A 16,235-nucleotide genomic window follows, 5' to 3' on the forward strand; every position below is an offset into this window, starting at 1 on the left:
CTCCCGGAGCGGCGGACGCTGGAGGTAGGCGGCGGTTATATCAACGCCCCCCCGGGCCGCCCACCGACGGCACGACCCGGGAGGAAGGGTGGCTCAGCGAGGACGGCGGGGACCACCGCGCGGGGCCGGGCGGCCTGCCGCTCCCCGAGGCGCCTTGCTGTTCCAGCGCGGCTCGGAGTCACGCGTCTTTCGCTCTTTCCAGTCCTTGAAGCTGGCGCCCTCGCCCGGGGGGGCCTTCTTCACGCCCGCGCGGACGATGCGCTCGCCGGAGGCGCTGGCCGAGGGTTCACCGCCGCCACGAGAGGCGCCCCGGCTGCCGGAGCCCTCCGCGCGAGGCTTCCACTCCCGGCGCTCCGGACGGCCCGCGCCGCCGGCGGACTCGCCGCGAGGCTTCCATTCCCGACGCTCCGGACGGCCTTCGCCGCGCGAAGCCCCGCCCGCGCCGGCGGGCTTGCCGAAGCGGGCACCCCCGCGCGCGCCACCCTCGTCACCGCCGAAGCGGCCCGCGGGCTTGCCGAAGCGGGCGCCACCGGCGGGCTTGCCGAAGCGGGCGCCACCGGCGGGCTTGCCGAAGCGGGCACCCCCCCGAGGAGCCCCACCTTCGGCTCCGCCGAAGCGGCTTCCACCGGCGGGCTTGCCGAAGCGGGCGCCACCGCGCGGCGCGCCCCCTTCGTCCCCACCCCGGCCGGCGGGCTTGCCGAACCGGCCGCGCGGAGCACCGCCCTCGTCACCGAAGCGGCCCGCGGGCTTGCCGAAGCGGGCACCCCCGCGCGCGCCACCCTCGTCGCCGAAGCGGCCGGCGGGCTTGCCGAAACCACCGCGACGGGCACCGCCTTCGTCGCCGAAGCGGCCGGCGGGCTTGCCGAAACCACCGCGACGGGGACTCTCGTCACCGCCGGGCTTGCTGAACCGGCCACGCGGCGCGCTGTCGTCACCGCCACGGCCCGCACCGGCGGGCTTGCCGAATCGCCCACCCCCGCGAGCAGCACCCTCGTCGCTGCCGAAGCGGCCCGCCGGCTTGCCGAAGCGGGCGCCGCCACCACGCGCGCCGCCCTCGTCACTGCCGAAGCGGCCTGCCGGCTTACCGAAGCGGGCACCACCCCCGCGCGCGCCGCCCTCGTCACTGCCGAAGCGGCCTGCCGGCTTACCGAAGCGGGCGCCGCCACCACGCGCGCCGCCCTCGTCACTGCCGAAGCGACCTGCGGGCTTGCCAGACCGGGCGCCACCGCTTGCGCCGCCCTCGTCACTGCCGAAGCGGGCACCCCCGCGCGCGCCACCCTCGTCACTGCCGAAGCGACCCGCGGGCTTGCCGAAGCGGGCACCCCCGCGCGCGCCACCCTCGTCACTGCCGAAGCGACCCGCGGGCTTGCCGAACCGGCCACCGCCGCGTGCCCCGCCCTCGTCACTCCCGAAGCGGCTCGGGCCTCGCGCCGTCGCACCAGCAGGCTTGCCGAACCGGCCGCGCGGGGCTTCATCACCGTCACGGCCCGCACCAGCAGGCTTGCCGAACCGGCCGCGAGGCGCCTCGTCACCGCCACGGCCCGCACCGGCAGGCTTGCCGAACCGGGCACCCCCGCGCGCACCGCCCTCGTCGCCGAAGCGACCCGCGGGCTTGCCAAACCGGCCGCCACCGCGTGCGCCTGCCGCATCGCCACCCGCCGGCTTGCCGAAGCGGCCACCCCCGCGAGGCGCACCGCCCTCGGCGCCACCCGCCGGCTTGCCGCCGCGCGAGGCACCGCGAGGCGCACGCTCACCTTCGGGCTTGCTGAACCGGCCCGCGCCGCGCGCGGCCTTCCCGTAGGTGGCTCCCTCCGCGGCGTCCGACTCCGTCATCTCCTCACCGTCGTCATCGAACGACGGCACGTCCGCGTCGAGATCCGCGTCGTCGTCCGTGGCCAGCGTCGCCCCGCGCTTCGCGAACTTCGGCGGACGCGTGCCTCCGTCCTGCACGCCCTTCCAGTCCTTGCGCTCCGGACGCGCCTCGCGCGTCTTCACGCCGCTCGCGGGCTTCTTGTCCGCACGCTCCGCCTTGCGCGGCGCCACGGGCGCGTCGTCGTCCATCGACAGCTCGGCCTCGTCGTCGTCCGCTCCGTTGAAGCCCGGCGCGTGACGCCCATGCCGGCGCGGCGGCAGCCGCAGCTCCGCGGCCGACGGCTGCGCGCGGCCGTCCGCCACCTCGTTGAGCTGGTTCACTTCAGCGACCTTCAGCGGCCGAAGCTCGCCGGGACGCAGCCCCTCCACGCCCACGCCCGCGTAGGCCGGACGGAACAGGCGCACCACCGGGTGCCCCACCGCCGCGCACAGGCGCTTGATGAGGTGAGGACGGCCTTCCGCCACCACGATCTTCAGCCAGGTGTTGCGCTCGGCCTTCTCGAAGATGTCCACCGACACGGGCGTCGCCATGCCGTCTTCCAGCCGCACGCCCCCGCGCAGCTTCTCCAGCGTGGGCATGTCCGGCACGCCCTTCACCTTCGCCAGGTACGTGCGCGGCACCTGGAAGCTCGGGTGCGTGAGCTTGTGCGCCAGCGCCCCGTCATCCGTGAAGAGCAGCGCCCCTTCGGCGTCGTAGTCCAGACGGCCCACGGGGAACAGGCGGCGGCCCGTCTCCTCCACGTAGCTGGCCACCGTGGGCCGGCCCTGCGGATCCGACAGCGTCGTCACGACGCCCACGGGCTTGTAGAGCAGGTAGTACGACGATTCTTCCGGCGGCGTGACGAGCTTCCCATCCACGGTCACCAGGTCCGTGCCCGGCTCCACCCGGCTGCCCAACTCCGTCACCGTCTCGTTGTTCACTCCCACCCGACCACTGGTGATGAGTTCTTCCGCGTGCCGGCGCGAAGCCACTCCCGCGCGAGCCAGGTACTTCTGCAAACGTTCCGCCGCCATGCCTTGCCTTCTTCCAGTTGCCGCCCGTCACTCGGGCTTGGGGCCCTCGCTATCACCCTTCTCGGGCGATGGGGGGCTTTCCAGGATGCTGGAGCTGACCTTCTGGCTGCGCTCCGCCGCCGCCATGGCCTCCTCCAGTTCCTCCAATGCGGCCTCGCTGGCCGCCTCGTTCTTCTCCATCCGCTTCGTGAACCCCGGGTCCGACAGCGCCGCCACCGTCCCGGACGCGGGCGGTGCCGGCGGCGCCGCCTCCTTCTCCACGATGTCCCGGTGCTCCTGGGTCAATTCATGGAATTCCCGGAGCGTGGGCAGCGCGGACAGGTCCTTCAGCGCGAAGAACTCCAGGAACTCGCGCGTGGTTCCATAAAGAATGGGGCGGCCGACTTCTTCCCGCTTGCCCAGGATTTTCACCAGCTTGCGGTCCATCAGCGCCTTGAGCACCGCGCCGCAGTCCACGCCGCGGATGTCCTCCAGCTCGGGCCGGGTGACGGGCTGGCGGTACGCGATGATGGCCAGGGTCTCCACGGCCGCGCGGGTGAGCCGCTGCGGCTTCACCCGGAGGTAGCGCCGGACGTACTCCGCGGAGTGAGGGTCCGTGCGGAACTGCCACCCGCTCGCCACCTCGTACAGCACGACGCCGCTGATGCCCTCGCGGTGGATGCCGGAGAGCTGATCGAGCGCCACGGGGATGGCGTCCCGGGAGATGCCGGTGGCCTGGTAGAGCTCGTCCACGGACAGGGGCCGCTCCGCGACGAAGAGCACGCTCTCCAGCACGGTGCGGATGCGGTCCGCGGACAGGTTGCGGCTCTTGGAGACCAGCTTCTCGAAGGAGCTCTGGAGGTCCGGGACGCTGTCGTCCGAGTCCTCCTCGATGGCCGCGGGCTCCACCCCGTCCAGCTCCGCCTCGTCGGGCCCGGGGCCGGTGACGGCGGCGATCTCCTCCTCGGAGAACTGTCCGGGGCCTCCGGGCGTGCCGGGGGCGGGCATTTCGTCACCGTCGTCGGGACCGTTACCGGTAGTCACTCTCGTCGACCTCCGTGGGGAGCAGCTTCTCCAGCGCGTCCCCGTTGGGCGTCACCTGGATGGGGCCCAGGGGCTCCTCCTGGAAGACCTTGATGAGGCGGCGCTTCACCATCTCCAGCATGGCGATGAAGGTGATGACCACCTCCTGGCGCGTGGCCGCCTCCGTGAACAGCGCCTCGAACACCACCTGCCCGTCCTTGCGCACCCGGTCGGCCAGCCGGAGGATGGCCTCGGACAGGCTCACCCGCTCCAGCACCACCTCGTGCTGCACCTTGGGCGTCAGGCGCTCGAGCACCCGGTCGAGCGCCTCCACCAGCTTCAGGACGCTGATCTCCTGGAGCCCCACCTCGTCCTCGGGGATGGGCACGGCCTCCACGGGCACCTTCCGCGCGAACACGTCGCGGTCCAGGATGTCCTGCTTGGCCAGGTGCTCCGCGGCGTCCTTGTACTTCTGGTACTCCAGCAGCCGGCGCACCAGCTCCGCGCGCGGGTCCTGCGCCTCCTCCACCGCCGCCAGCGCGTCCGCGCCTTCCGGGACCTGGGCCGCGTCCTGCCGGGGCAGGAGCATGCGGCTCTTCAGGTGCGCGAGCGTGGAGGCCATCACCAGGAACTCCCCGGCGATGTCCAGGTTCAGGTCCCGCATCCGCTCCAGGTATTCCAGATACTTGGCGGTGATGAGGGCCAGCGGGATGTCGAAGATGTCAACCCGGTGCTCCTTGATGAGATGGAGCAGCAGGTCCAGCGGGCCCTCGAAGTTGGGCAGCGCCACCCGGAAGGCATCTCCGGGCGTGCGCGGCAGTCCCTCCCCGTCGGGGTCCGGCGGGAGGTCGTCCGGCGGTGGGGGCTTGCGACCTTCGCTCACCGGCCGGCGTCCTTCTGGGAGAGGGGCTTCGTCATGCGAAAGGGCCCGAAAATCCGGCCTTTAGCAGCATGCGCCGGGGGGACAGACCTCCTTAGCAATGCCTCCCAGGTGGGTCAAACATTTGAACAGGAACGGGTGTTCAGGGGATTCCCACGGCCCGCCGGACCTGGTCCATCAGGCGGGTGGCTTCCGCCCGGGCGCGCTGGGCGCCGTCCTGGAGGATGCGCTCCAGTTCCCCCGGGTCGGCCAGCAGCTCCGCGCGGCGCTGGCGGGCGGGGCCGAAGGTGGCGTGGAAGGCCTCCAGGAGCTTCTTCTTGTAGTCGCCGTAGCCCTTGCCACCGGCCTTCCAGGACGCGTCCACGTCCGCGAACTCCGAGGCCGGGAGCATCAGCTTGAGCAGATCGTACAGCGGCGCGTCCTGGGTGGGCTTGGGCGCGTCCACCGGCGTGGAGTCCGTCTTGATGGACATGATCCGCTTCTTGATGTCCTTGTCCTCGCCGAACAGCTCCAGCGTGTTGCCGTAGGACTTGGACATCTTCTGTCCGTCGATGCCGGGCACCGTCGCGGCGAACTCGTGCACGTGGGCGGACGGCAGCTTGAGGATGCCGGGCGCGTGGCCCCGCTCCTTCCCTTCCGGATCCGCCGGGTCGTAGCCGGGGACGTACTGGGTGTTGAACTTCACGGCCCAGTCGCGCGCGAACTCGATGTGCTGGATCTGATCCTTGCCCACCGGCACGGAGTCCGCGCTGTAGAGCAGGATGTCCGCCGCCATCAGGACCGGGTACGCGTAGAGGCCGAAGTCCGGGCTGATGCCGCGGGCGACCTTGTCCTTGTAGCTGTGGGCGCGCTCCAGGTGGGCCTGAGGCACCACGGTGCCGAGGATCCAGTTGAGCTCCAGCACCTCCTTCACGTCGCTCTGCCGGAAGAGGACGGCCTTCTTCGGATCCAGGCCCAGCGACAGGTACGTGAGCGCCGCGTCGCGCGTCAGGTCCAGGGCGAGCTTCGGATCCCGCACGGTGGTGAGCGCGTGGTAGTTGGCGATGAAGTAGTAGGCCTCGCCCTGGTCCTGGAGCTGCACGAACTGGCGCAGCGCCCCGTAATAGTTGCCGATGTGCAGCCTTCCGGACGACTGGACACCTGAGAGAATCCGCATCGCGATTGCGCTCCCCATTGACGGGTAGAGGACACGGCTCGTTCGCATACCCGCCGTCCCCCTGCAACCTTCCGTTGCGGCTGGCCCCCCGTCTTCAATGCCTGACATCCGCCTGCCCGGCCTGCCTGGAACATTTCGCCCGGACAGGAAAAGCCCAGCAGTTCCGGGGGGTTGAGGGGGCTCAGGTCCGACGGTACCCTGGTGGGCGACGCAGCACGTGGCCTGCCTTGGAGGGCGCCAACGGATGGAAGCGTTCACGGGAAACCTGGCCAGCTACCGGCTCCAGTTGGTGATGCCCGCGCTGTTCACGGCGCCGGGGGTGGAGGGGACGCTGCGGGTGGAGCGGGGCGCGGTGCGCCGGGAGTTCTACCTGCGGGACGGGCACCTGGTGGGAGTGGCCTCCACGGATCCGCGCGAGCACCTGGCGCAGGTGCTGGTGAACCTGCGCATCCTGGACGCGCCCCGGGCGGCGGCGGCGTTCGAGGCGGCGGAGGGCGCGAACCTGCCCTATGGCACGTTCCTGGTGCAGCGCTGCTTCGTGGCGCTGCACGAGCTGACCGAGGCGATGGAGCACAAGGCGCGCGAGGCGCTCTTCGACTGCTACGCCTGGGAGTCGGGCGCGGTGGAGTTCACGTTGGGGCTGCCGTTGCCGGGCCGGGCGGTCGGGCTCCGGCTGCCCCTGGGCACGCTGCACCGGGACGCGGTGGCGCGGCTGCGCGAGTGGTCCCTGTTCCGGGAGATCTTCCCCCGGCTGGACATGACGTTCCGCGTGTTCCGCGAGTTCGCGGTGGAGACCTTCTCCGAGGAGGAGGACGTGCTCCTGGACCTGGCCACGGGGGGCGCCACGCTGGGCGAGCTGCTCGCGAGCGCGAAGGAGACGCCCCTGTTCGCCGCGCGCTGGGTGCTCCACCTGTACCGGAGGGGCGCGCTGGCGCCGCACCGTTCGACGGGCCCCACGGTGGGCGAGTCCACGGAGTTCACCGAGCTGTTGGCGCTGGTGCGCGCGTTCCTCTCCTCGCGCAAGTACGACCTGGCGGTGGCGCTGGCGGCGCAGGTGCTGGAGCGCGGGCCGGTGCCGGAGGCGCACGCGCTGTACCGCGAGGCGGAGGTGGGGTTGACGCTGGCGTTGAGCGACGCGCTGTTCGCGTTGGACGGGCGGCTGGTGTTCGAACCCATCCCCCGCCCTGCCCCGCCGGACCTGACGGCGGACGACCTGTACCTGTACTCGAAGCTGCGGGGCAGCCGGAGCATCCGTCAGGCGCTGCGCACGGCGGCGATGGGCGAGCTGGCCGCGTCGCGGTCGGTGGACCGGCTGAGGGCGGCCGGACTCATTCGCGTGGCCCCCATGGCCGAGGGGACTCCGGAGCCCTCGCCCCGGCGCACCACCACGGATCCGTATGGTTTGAACCTGGGGGACCTGGGCGGGAGCTGAGCTCCGGGGCCCGGCGCTCCCGCGGCCGGGACTCCAATGCCAGACAGAGGGAGTTGATCGCGCGGCGCACCCGGCCCGAGCGCCAGACCCGCGGGCGGACCCCCTCCCCCGAACGTCACGAGGCGGAAGGGCGCTTCCTCGCCGGAGGCTTCGGCTTGAAGGCGTCGCTGCGCGGGTGGAACTCGTCGTAGACCTTGCGCAGCCGGGCGCTGTTGACGTGCGTGTAGATCTGCGTGGTCGCCAGGTCCGCGTGGCCCAGCATCTGCTGCACCGCGCGCAGATCCGCGCCCCGCTCCACCAGGTGCGTCGCGAACGAATGCCGCAGCTTGTGCGGTGACAAAGGCTTCAAGATGCCGGCCTTCAGCGCGTAGCGCTTGAGCAGCTTCCAGAAGCCCTGCCGGGTGAAGCCCTCACCGCGCGGCGTGACGAACAGCGCCTTCGCCTCGCGCTTGCCCAGCATCTCCGGCCGCGACAGCGACAGATACGCCTGGACCTGCTCGATCGCCACGCGGCCCAGGGGGACGATGCGCTCCTTGGAGCCCTTGCCCTTGGTGACGAGGTAGCCCGACGTGAGCTGCACGTTGTTGAGCTCCAGCGTGCACAGCTCCGTCACGCGCAGGCCGGTGGCGTAGAGCACCTCCAGCATCGCCTTGTCGCGCAGGCCGGTGACGGTGCGCGGATCCGGCGCGGCGAGCAGCTGCTCCACCTCCTCCAGCGTCAGGAACACGGGCAGCTTGCGGGGCGACTTCGGGGTGTCCACGTCCTCCGTGGGGTCCTTGTCCGCCAGCCGCTCCGCGACGAGGAACCGGTGGAAGACGCGGATGGCCGCCAGGTGCCGGGCCTGGCTGCGGCGGCCCAGGCCCTGCTTGCCCAGGCTGACCAGGTGCGCGAGCACGTCCTCCTGGGTGACGCGGGCCGCGTCCTCCCGTCCGCGCGCGCGCAGGTCCGCGAAGTACACGGTGAGGTCCGCCGCGTAGGCGTCCACCGTCTTGCCGGACAGGCCCCGCTCCGCGCGGATGAAGGCGATGAACGCGTCGAGCAGTCCTTCCATGGTCCCTGGAGGGTAGCGAAGACGCCCCCCAGGGCAACTCCCTGGCGGTGGAGTCCACCACGACCGGCTGGCGGGGGAAGCCCATCCCACCCAGCACGCCGTTGCCTTCGGCCGGAAGCGCGGCCAGCCTCTGCCCTTCCCTGAACCAAGGAGCAGCGATGACGCACGCACGGACCTGGATGTGGATGGCGGTGCTGACGCTGGGCAGCGTGGGCACCACGTCCCTGGCCCAGCCAGCCGCCCCCGCGACGACGGCCGCGAAGACCCGGGAGGGCAAGGTGAGGAGCATCACCGGCGCCAGCATCCAGTTGGAGGGCGCCACCGCGGCGGCCCCTCCGCTGACCTACGTGGTCGACACGTCGAAGCCGCAGCTCAAGAAGACCCTGGAGGGCCTCAAGTCCGGCGACTCCGTGCGCGTCACCTACGCGCCCAATGACATTGGCGTGAAGGTCATCACCCAGGTCGAGAAGCTCTGAAGTCGCCCCGTCACGCCGTCCCCACGTCGCTCAAGCGTGGGGTTCGGCGGCGGCCTCCTGCGCGTGCGCGCGCTCCAGCGCCTCCACCACCCACGGCCAGCCCACCAGGATGTTGCCCGGCGAGCGCAGGCACGCGTCCGCCACCGCCAGCACCTCCGCGGGCCGCGAACGCACCGCCAGCGCCAGGTGGCGCCCCAGGAACGGGTGCGGCAGGTAGCTCAGGTTGTGGTGCCGCACCGGCACCCAGCGCAGCGTGGGCCGCCCCGTGAAGCGCTCCACCGCGTACGCCATGGCCTGCGCCAGCACCTCCAGCGCGTAGAACGGCAGCCGGAAGGCGCACGCCAGGAAGGCCACCAGCGCGCTCGCGGCCACCGCGCCCGCGAAGGACACCGACGAGGCGCCGCTCCACACCAGCATGGGCACCAGGCTCGTCGCGATCGCCGCCACCTGCACGTTGCGCACGGACGGCCCCCGCCCGCTCGCGAGCCCCCCGATGCTCCCCGCGGACAGGCCCGACACGATGCCCAGGCAGATGCCCACCACCATCGCCGCGGAGCCCCCGGACTCCGGCCCAAAGGCGCCGCCCGCCGTCGCGTGCAGCCCCGCGAGCATCGACACGCTCGCCAGCGACCCCAGCATCACCCCCGACGCGAGCCCCGACACCAGCGCCACCACCAGCCCCACCGTGGTGCACAGCGCCGCGGAGATGATCCAGAGGCCCCGCATCGGCACGCCCAGCACGCGAAGCCCCAGCCCCGCGACCACCGTGAGGCCCGGCGACAGCACCACCAGCAGCCACAACATCCGCCGCACGAAGGCCCCCGCCGCGCGGCCCCCTTCCGCCTGCTCGCGCCACAACTGCCCGATGCGGCCCGCGGGCGAACGGATGCCCGCCTCACGCAGGCGGTAATGCAAATCAATCGGCCGGAGCACCAGCAAGCCCAGCAGCGCGAGCGCTCCCGGCACTCGCTCCGGTAAATCAACGACTGGCGTTGATGGACAGTCCTCCTCAGCCAAGACTTCCCCCTCTGGAATGGATTTCAGGACTCCAGACTACCCTTGCCTTGCCTCAGGATTTCAAGCGTATCGCCTATCAGTGAAATCACCGTGGACGGCTCGTTCAGGGTCACGCCACCGTCAAGGATGAGTTCCAGCCCGTGCCCCAACGCCGTCTTGATGTCCCGGGCGTCTGACAAAACCGTACCGTCGGTATGTGTGGCGGAGGTGGTGATGAGCGGGCGGCCGAGCGCTTTCGCCAGCTCGCGAGGCAGGGCGGCGTCCGGCACGCGGAGTCCCACCTGCTTCTGCTTGGTCATCATCACCTCCGGCACCAGGCGGGTGGCCTCCAGGATGAAGGTGAAGGCCCCGGGGGTGAGGCCCTTCATCGCGCGGTAGGCGAAGTTGCTCACGTGCGCGTAGCGGGCGACGTCCGACAGGTCCGGGCAGAGCAGCGACAGGGGCTTCTTCTTGTCGCGGCCCTTCAGCTGGTACAGGCGTTCAATCGCCTTCTTTGCATTCAAATCACAGCCAAGTCCGTAGTACGTGTCCGTGGGGTAGGCGATGAGGCCGCCCTTCTCCAGCACCTCCACCGCCCGCGCGACATGGCGCGGCGACGGATGATCCACGTCCACCTCGAGGATGGGGGCGACGGCGGCGGGCATGATGGAAGGGAACTCCTGGAAGGCGCGCGGGTGGCGCGTCCCTGCACTATGCGCCGCCGCCTGCCTCCTCCGCACGGATTTCGCCACTGCCCATCAGCGCGCGCCGGGTCAGCACCGGCCCCACCAACTCGTGCGCGGTGATCATCGCGACGATGAGCACCTCCACCTGGGGCCCGAACGACGGGAAGGTGCGCGACACCAGCGCCGCCAGCCCGAACGTCACGCCCGCCTGGGAGATGAGCCCCATCCACAGGTAGCGCTTGAGGCGCGGGTCGTCCGCGGGGGCGAACCTGCGGCACGCGGCCCAGATGGCCAGTCCGCGCAGCACCACGAGCAGCAGCGCCGCCGGCCCCACCGTCACCAGCGCATCCAGCTTCAGCCCGGCCCCCGCCGCCGCGAAGAAGAGCGCGAACACCGGCAGGCCCGCCTGGTTGATGGCCTGGTGGATGCGGCGGCCCTCGCGCTCGTCCAGGTTGGCGATGAGCGCCCCCGCCGCCAGCGACACCAGCAGCGGCGACAGGTGCAGCCGCGCGCCGCCCTCCGCCGCGGCGAACGACAGGCCCACGAGGAACAGCGGCAGCTCGCGGTTGACGCCCCGCATGTACAGGAGCATCGCCACCGCCAGCAGGCACCCCACCCCCACCGAACCGAACAGCTCCCACCCCACCCCGCCCACCAGCGCGGGCAGGTCCAGGCCGTTTCCAAAAGTCGCCCGGGTGATGCCCGCCGCCAGGCCGAAGGCCACCATCACGAACAGGTCCCCGATGATGACCAGCGCCATCAGGAACTCCGTGAAGGGCCCCCGCGCGGACGTCTCCTGCACGATGGCGATGGTCACCGTGGGGGAGAACGACACCACCACCGTGGACAGGAGCGCGCTCACCGCCAGCGCCTGGGGCACCGTCATGGGCGCGAGGAACGGCAGCACCGGCTTGAGCGCGAACGTCGCCCCGAAGCACACCGCGAACGTTACCCCGCACACCGCCGCGCAGAGCAGCGCCACGCGCGCGCCCACCCGGCGGATGAGCCCCAGGTGCAGCTCCGTGCCCGCGACGAGCGCGATGAGGCTCACCGCCAGCCCCTTCACCAGCTCCAACCCCTTCACGCCCGCGCCGGGGATGAAGCCCAGCGCGTAGGGCCCCACCGCCACGCCCACCAGGATGTAGCCGGTGAGGCGCGGCAGGCCCATGCCCTTGGCCACCTTGCCCGCGAACAGGCCGCACAGCAGCAGCGCGCCCGCCGCCAGCAGCACGGGCGTGCCCGCGTCCGCGCGCACCGCCTGGGCCTGGGTGATGGCCGCGAGCAGGGCCATCAGCAGGAGCAACCTGAAGACGGACCCCTTCATGCCGCCACCCCCGCGTCACCGGCGGGGGGCTCCGCCTGGGTCGGGGGGGGCGGGGGCTCCGCGGCCAGCACCTGCCGGAACGCCCCGTGCGCGAGCATCTCGTTGACGACCGCGCCCACCGCCACCACGTCCAGCACCCGCTGCGACATGGAGCCCGGCACCAGCAGCACGTACTCCGCCACCAGGCACAGGGCCAGGCCGCCCTGGGAGATGAGCGCGTAGCCGAAGCGCGGCGGCAGGTCGAGCACGCCCTGCGTGAGCCGCTGCGCCACCCGGCCTCCCAGCACCTTGCCCAGGAAGCGCAGGCCCACGAACGCGGGCAGGAGCGCCCACGCCGACAGGTCGCGCGCGTGAATGCTGCAGCCCACCATGAACACCAGGACCAGGTACGTGGGCCGCTCCACCCGCGCCAGCGCCCGGGCCACGCGCTCCACCGTGCGGCCGCCCATCAGCGCCAGCGTCGCCCCGCAGGCCACCCCGGCCAGCAGCGCCGACAGCCGCAGGTACGCCGCCGCGCCGCCCACCAGCGCCACCATGCCCAGCGTCACCGTGGTCTGCTCCGCGGGGTCCTTGAGCGAGCGCGTGAGGAACGCGAGCAGCGCCCCGCACGCCACGCCCAGGAGCAGCGCCAGCCCCAGCAGGCCCAGGCCCTGCGCCGCGTTGCCGGTGGCGCCCAGCACCAGCCCCAGCGCCAGCACGCCCAGGCCCACCGCGTCGTCCATCATGGTGAGCAGCGCGACGCCCAGGCCGCGCGCGCGCTCCAGCCGCCCGTTGCGGTAGCCCAGCACCGCGAAGTGCCCCGACGACAGGCTCGCCGCCGCGCCCAGGAGCGCCGCCGCGCTCACCGCCATCAGGGGGCGCAGGCCGCTGGACAGCATCAGCGGCACCAACAGCGGCAGCGCCACGAAGAGGAACGCCGTGCCCGCGTGCGCGAGCGCCGCCGCGTACACGGGCCTTGGCAACAGCCGCAAGAGCCGCGGCTCCAGGTTGAGGCCCAGCAGCACGCCCCCCGTCCCCAGCCCCAGCGCGATCAGCGGCCGGAGGGAGTCCAGGTTGCGGGCGGTGAGCACCCCCAGGCCGGAGGGCCCCAGGAGCACGCCGAAGATGAGGAACAGCAGGCCGCTGGCCGCCAGCTGCGCCAGCGCGGGGAAGCGCGCCGGGTCCAGCAGCGAACGGCTGGACGCGAGCAGCGACAACGCCGCGACGATGAGGAAGACGAGCAGCGCTTGCACGATGAGTGCTTACACCCGCCCGCCCCCGCGCGTCATCAACGCCGGTGCGTGGGCGCCGCGATCACGGGCAGGGCCACCAGCCGACCCATCGGAGGGTCGTCCGCGTCCATCTCCAGCTGGACGCGCTGGATCATGCGCTCCAGCTCCTCCTGTGGGAGCGCGGGCAGCACGCTCACGAGCACGATGCGATCTTCATCCGCGCCCAGGGCCAGACTGCGCAGACCGGCGAACACCGGGACCTCCGCGGACAGGGCCGCGGCGGCGCTGCGCGCCCGGATGACCAGCGGTTCCGGGATGCCGAACTCCCGGAGCCGGCGGATCGCCCGCTCGGTTGTTTCCACCTGCTCGAGGAACGTGAGGACCAGGTACACGCGGCCGTCATACCGGAAGACCGCGCGTCCTGTCCCCCGTTACTCGTTGTTGCCCGGCTGGGCGGGCTCGTCCGGGGCGGCGGCCGGCGCGGCGGTGCCCTCCGGGGCGGGAGCCGTCCCCGACTGGAGCTCCGCGGCGGCGCGGGCAGCGCGCTTGCCCTCCTCGATCAGCTTCTTGACCTTCTGCCCGCCCTTGCGGCCGATCTCCTCATAGAAGTTCGGTCCTCGGGTGGCCTTGACGCGGTCGCCACCCTTCTTGCCGATCTCCTCGTAGAACTTGGCGCCGCGCTCGGCCTTCACGGTCTCGCCGCCCTTGCGGCCGATCTCCTCGTAGAAGGAGCGTCCGCGCTCGGCCTTCACGGTGGCGCCGCCCTTGCGGCCAATGGTCTCGTAGAACTCGCGGCCCCGCTCGTTGCGGACGGTCTCCCCGCCCTTACGACCCGCCTCCGCGACCGTCATGCTGCCCTTGTTGTCCTTGTCCGACATGTCCGTGTCTCCTCTCGTGACTGCCCAACCCCGTCCGCGCCTGGGTGTCCCTTGCCTGAAACCTTGGGACGGAAGCGCCCCGATGCAAGCAAGCTCCGTACACCGCCAGCCGTTCTCTCCAGACATTGCATGCATAATCCCCAAGGATTTCGCGCGCTTGTCGGGCCTGCTGGGCATCCGGACAGGACGGGTGATTGCCCGGCAGGACGCTCTCGGTGTTCACAACAATTCATGTCACGTTGCCGATTCCCTGCTCGGTTCCCACCTTGTGCGCAACGCCTGACACATCGGTCTGGCGCGCCTGGGGGAGGCTGCGGTGGCGAGTGGCGGCAGGAGCGGACTGGCGACATGGCTGCGGATCCTCGCGCCGATGCTCGTCTCCATTGGCGGTCTGGTGATGCTCCGGCTCCTGGGGCCGGACTTCATCGATCAGCGCACCATCCGGGAGCTGCTGCTCCCACTGGGGGACTACGCCCCCGTGGCATATGTGGCCTTCCTGGCGATCCGGCCCCTGTCGCTGCTGCCAGGCCAGGTCGTCACGGCGGTGGGGGGGATGATGTTCGGAACGCTGGCCGCCACCCTCTATTCACTAACAGGCAGCTTCCTGTCCGCCACCCTGCTCTACTTCGTGGCGCGGAAGCTGGGCACGCGGCCCATGCAGCGGCTGACGGGCAGCAAGTACCCGGCGATCGCGAAGGCGGCGCGGCGGCACGACTTCCAGTTCACGTTCCTCGCCTGCCTCAATCCCTTGTGCCCCACGGACATCATGTTGATCGCGGGCGCGGCGAGCGGCGCGCGCTTCTGGCCGTCCGTGCTGGGCGTGGTGCTTGGCACCATTCCAGGCACCTTCCTCACCGCGCAGTTCGGCAGTGGGCTCGCGCAGGGACGCACGGTGATGACCGCCGTGTCCGCGGCGGGCATGCTCGTGTCGCTGATCCTGGGGGTCGTCTTTGGCCGCCGGTTCTACAAGGAGATCAGCGACGCGCCCGCGGAGCGGACCGTTCCGTCGGCGGACGCGCGGGACGTGGAGGACCGGCCCCTTCCCGTTTGAAGGTCCTCCTCCCCCCCGCCGTGGGGCCTGGGCCATTTGATGCGGTGAAACGCAACTTCCCGGGCAAGGCGCGGATAACCTACCTGAGCCTACGTCCCCCGGTGGTTGGAGGTTTCCCCCATGAGCACGATCGACCGCACCCGTTCCCTCGCCGTGCCGCCGTCCACCGCGAAGCCCTCCGCGGAGCCGCTGGCGAAGAAGCCCGTGGCGCACGTGCCGGCCTTCCAGAAGTCCTCCTTCGAGCAGGCGCCGACGCGGCAGAACGCCGTGTCGCCGGGGGCCACGGCCCGGCTGACGGGCGCGGCATCCGAGCAGGCCGGGGCGGCCAACAAGGGCCTGCTGGGCGGCATCATCGACGCCGCGGTGGGGGGCATCCAGGACATCCCGCGCTTCATCGAGATGGGCCTGGACGTCTTCAACGCCACCACGGTGCGGGAGGTGACCAGCCTCTTCGGCGGCCCCAAGCCGGACCGCGCGCAGGACGGCATGTTCGTGGGCGCGGGCGGCAAGACGTTGCCGGCGTCGACGAAGCTGGGCGACGTGCCGGGCGTCACGCCGAAGAACAACCCGAACCCGGACAAGACGCTGCTCTACGTCAACGGCATCATGACGCCGACGGACGGCCAGCTGAAGGAGATGCAGGCGCTGGCGGACAGCTCCGGCGCGAAGGTGGTGGGCATCCACAACGCCACGGAAGGCCTGGTGAAGGATCTGGGCCAGTGCATCACGGACAAGCTGGACAAGGGCAAGAACCCCGCCGTGGACACGCTGGCGGACACGCTCTACTCGGAGCTGAAGGCCGGCCGTGACGTGCATCTGGTGGGCTACAGCCAGGGGGGCCTGATCACCGCGCGCGCGCTCAATGACGTGGCGAAGCGGCTGCGGGTGGAGGACGGGCTGTCCGCCGCGCAGGTCGAGGCCAAGATGAGCCACCTGCAGGTGGAGACCTTCGGCGCCGCGTCCACGAAGTACCCGGACGGTCCGCAGTACGTGCACTACGTCAACAACGCGGACCCCGTGCCCACGCTCACCGGCCTGGGCGGCGACGTGGATCCGCTGGCCTTCCTCAAGGACGCGGGCAAGGGCGCGGTGGTCCACCGCTTCACCGACGGCAACCTGAACCCCATCAGCAATCACATGCTGGACACGCTCTATCTAAAGCACCGCGTGGATTTTGATCAGGCCCGGCAGAACCACTTCTAGGTC

15 protein-coding genes are annotated in these 16,235 nt (G+C 71.5%); 4 read left to right on the plus strand and 11 right to left on the minus strand.

The genetic code is table 11. The annotated features are described in order from the left end of the window. Positions 1-93 precede the first annotated feature (93 nt). The 4 genes from FOF48_RS37195 to trpS form a co-directional block, all read right to left on the minus strand. The gene (locus FOF48_RS37195) at positions 94-2,886 is read right to left on the minus strand and encodes a pseudouridine synthase (protein ID WP_255442511.1); all 2,793 of its coding nucleotides are present in this window, start codon (positions 2,884-2,886) and stop codon (positions 94-96) included. Between the two features lie 27 nt (positions 2,887-2,913). Continuing rightward, entirely contained in the window at positions 2,914-3,909 is a 996-nt protein-coding gene (gene scpB, locus FOF48_RS21745) for an SMC-Scp complex subunit ScpB (RefSeq protein WP_143904661.1), read from the minus strand. Then, complete coding sequence (locus FOF48_RS21750) at positions 3,896-4,708, minus strand: segregation/condensation protein A (RefSeq protein ID WP_201756230.1); 813 nt, start codon at positions 4,706-4,708, stop codon at positions 3,896-3,898. Before FOF48_RS21750 ends, scpB begins: the two co-directional genes overlap by 14 nt. 202 nt (positions 4,709-4,910) lie before the next feature. After that, a complete protein-coding gene (gene trpS / locus FOF48_RS21755) occupies positions 4,911-5,924 on the minus strand; it encodes a tryptophan--tRNA ligase (protein ID WP_143904663.1) in 1,014 nt (337 codons plus the stop codon). 244 nt (positions 5,925-6,168) lie between these two features. Here trpS and FOF48_RS21760 point away from each other — a divergent pair, with 244 nt between their 5' ends. Continuing rightward, a complete protein-coding gene (locus FOF48_RS21760; protein WP_143904664.1) occupies positions 6,169-7,356 on the plus strand; it encodes a DUF4388 domain-containing protein in 1,188 nt (395 codons plus the stop codon). 115 nt (positions 7,357-7,471) lie between these two features. On the opposite strand, the gene xerD is transcribed toward FOF48_RS21760, so the two are convergent. Then, positions 7,472-8,407, minus strand: coding sequence for a site-specific tyrosine recombinase XerD (xerD, locus tag FOF48_RS21765; RefSeq protein WP_143904665.1), 936 nt, complete (start codon positions 8,405-8,407; stop codon positions 7,472-7,474). A gap of 158 nt (positions 8,408-8,565) precedes the next feature. On the opposite strand from xerD, the gene FOF48_RS21770 reads away from it, so the two are divergent. Beyond that, complete coding sequence (locus FOF48_RS21770; RefSeq protein ID WP_143904666.1) at positions 8,566-8,883, plus strand: hypothetical protein; 318 nt, start codon at positions 8,566-8,568, stop codon at positions 8,881-8,883. 30 nt (positions 8,884-8,913) lie between these two features. On the opposite strand, the gene FOF48_RS21775 is transcribed toward FOF48_RS21770, so the two are convergent. The 6 genes from FOF48_RS21775 to FOF48_RS21800 all read right to left on the minus strand — a co-directional run bounded on the left by FOF48_RS21775 (position 8,914) and on the right by FOF48_RS21800 (position 13,978). Then, positions 8,914-9,849, minus strand: coding sequence for a hypothetical protein (locus FOF48_RS21775; protein WP_255442514.1), 936 nt, complete (start codon positions 9,847-9,849; stop codon positions 8,914-8,916). 74 nt (positions 9,850-9,923) lie between these two features. Next, positions 9,924-10,544: an L-threonylcarbamoyladenylate synthase gene (locus FOF48_RS21780; protein ID WP_143904668.1), complete on the minus strand. Its 621-nt coding sequence runs from the start codon at positions 10,542-10,544 to the stop codon at positions 9,924-9,926. Positions 10,545-10,590: 46 nt separating this feature from the next. Then, positions 10,591-11,889, minus strand: coding sequence for a cation:proton antiporter (locus tag FOF48_RS21785; RefSeq protein WP_143904669.1), 1,299 nt, complete (start codon positions 11,887-11,889; stop codon positions 10,591-10,593). Further along, complete coding sequence (locus FOF48_RS21790; RefSeq protein WP_143904670.1) at positions 11,886-13,121, minus strand: sodium:proton exchanger; 1,236 nt, start codon at positions 13,119-13,121, stop codon at positions 11,886-11,888. Before FOF48_RS21790 ends, FOF48_RS21785 begins: the two co-directional genes overlap by 4 nt. Before the next feature lie 35 nt (positions 13,122-13,156). Then, a complete protein-coding gene (locus FOF48_RS21795; protein WP_143904671.1) occupies positions 13,157-13,492 on the minus strand; it encodes a hypothetical protein in 336 nt (111 codons plus the stop codon). Positions 13,493-13,531: 39 nt separating this feature from the next. Further along, complete coding sequence (locus FOF48_RS21800) at positions 13,532-13,978, minus strand: general stress protein (protein WP_143904672.1); 447 nt, start codon at positions 13,976-13,978, stop codon at positions 13,532-13,534. Between the two features lie 370 nt (positions 13,979-14,348). On the opposite strand from FOF48_RS21800, the gene FOF48_RS21805 reads away from it, so the two are divergent. Together FOF48_RS21805 and FOF48_RS21810 are read left to right on the plus strand one after the other, a co-directional pair. Further along, positions 14,349-15,029, plus strand: coding sequence for a TVP38/TMEM64 family protein (locus FOF48_RS21805; RefSeq protein ID WP_235685719.1), 681 nt, complete (start codon positions 14,349-14,351; stop codon positions 15,027-15,029). Between the two features lie 120 nt (positions 15,030-15,149). After that, a complete protein-coding gene (locus tag FOF48_RS21810; RefSeq protein ID WP_143904673.1) occupies positions 15,150-16,232 on the plus strand; it encodes a hypothetical protein in 1,083 nt (360 codons plus the stop codon). The last annotated feature ends 3 nt before the right edge of the window (positions 16,233-16,235 follow it).

The sequence above is a fragment of the Corallococcus sp. Z5C101001 genome (genome assembly GCF_007352635.1).
Taxonomy (GTDB): Bacteria; Myxococcota; Myxococcia; order Myxococcales; family Myxococcaceae; genus Corallococcus; species Corallococcus silvisoli.